A 362-nucleotide genomic window follows, 5' to 3' on the forward strand; every position below is an offset into this window, starting at 1 on the left:
CTACATCGGCCGCCTGGTCTGGAACCGGCTGCGCTACGCGAAGGACCCGGCGACCGGCAGGCGCGTCTCGCGCCCCAACCCGCCCGCGGACTGGGTGGTGGCCGAGGTCCCCGAGCTCCGGATCGTCGACGACGCGCTCTGGGAGGCCGTGAAGCGCCGGCAGGACGAGATCATGGCGACGCCCGCGGTCGCCGGCATCCGGGCCTCGCGGTTCTGGGAACGGCGCCGGGCAAGGCACCTTCTGACGGGCCTCGTCCATTGCGCCGCCTGCGGCAGCCGCTACACCGCTGTCGGGCGGGATTATCTCGGCTGTGCCGGCGCGCACAAGCTCGGCACCTGCGCGGCACGCCGGCGGATCCGCC

1 protein-coding gene is annotated in these 362 nt (G+C 74.3%); it reads left to right on the plus strand.

The genetic code is table 11. The features are described 5' to 3' along the window. A partial coding sequence (locus QSJ97_RS24775; protein WP_285675174.1) for a recombinase zinc beta ribbon domain-containing protein occupies window positions 1-362 on the plus strand: 362 nt, incomplete at both ends.

Origin of the sequence: Paralimibaculum aggregatum (assembly GCF_030270585.1) — a bacterium.
In the GTDB taxonomy this organism is placed as follows: domain Bacteria; phylum Pseudomonadota; class Alphaproteobacteria; order Rhodobacterales; family Rhodobacteraceae; genus Thermohalobaculum; species Thermohalobaculum aggregatum.